We start from the raw sequence: 790 nt of genomic DNA on the forward strand, positions 1-790 counted from the left end.
GGCGGCCGAATCCGGGTGTTGCTGTCGTCGATCAGCGTTCGAGGCACATGGCCACGCCCATGCCGCCGCCGATGCACAGCGTCGCAAGGCCCTTGGCGGCATCGCGGCGCTTCATCTCGAACAGCAGCGTGTTCAGGACCCGGCAGCCCGAGGCGCCGATCGGATGGCCGATGGCAATGGCGCCACCATTGACGTTCACGATGGCGGGGTCCCAGCCCATGTCCTTGTTGACCGCGCAGGCCTGCGCCGCAAAGGCCTCGTTCGCCTCGACGAGATCGAGATCCCCGACCGACCAGCCGGCCTTTTCCAGCGCCTTGCGGCTGGCCGGGATCGGGCCGGTGCCCATGATCGCCGGGTCGAGGCCGGCGGTCGCATACGAGGCGATGCGGGCCAGCGGCGTCAGCCCGCGGCGGGCGGCCTCTTCCTCGGTCATCACCATCACTGCGGCGGCACCGTCATTCAGGCCAGAGGCATTGGCCGCTGTCACCGAGCCGTCCTTGGTGAAGGCCGGGCGCAGCTTCTGCATGGCGTCGAGCGTGGCGCCGTGGCGGATGTATTCGTCCTTGTCCACGACCGTGTCGCCCTTGCGGGTCTTGACCGTGTAGCCCACGATCTCGTCGTCGAAACGGCCTTCCTTCTGCGCCGCCTCGGCCTTGTTCTGCGAGGCGACCGCGAATTCGTCCTGCTGGTCGCGGCTGATCTGCCATTTCTGCGCGACGTTCTCGGCGGTCTGGCCCATGTGGTAGCCGTTGAAGGCGTCCCACAGCCCGTCGCGGATCATCGTGTCGAT

General features: G+C 67.7%; 1 protein-coding gene. It reads right to left on the bottom strand.

Annotation, left to right across the window (positions count from 1 at the left end; genetic code table 11):
- Positions 1 to 31 precede the first annotated feature (31 nt).
- The coding region (locus Q5Y72_RS19750) for an acetyl-CoA C-acyltransferase (RefSeq protein ID WP_305965092.1) at positions 32 to 790 on the bottom strand (759 nt) is incomplete at its 5' end.

Source organism: Paracoccus spongiarum, from assembly GCF_030732095.1.
GTDB lineage: Bacteria > Pseudomonadota > Alphaproteobacteria > Rhodobacterales > Rhodobacteraceae > Paracoccus > Paracoccus spongiarum.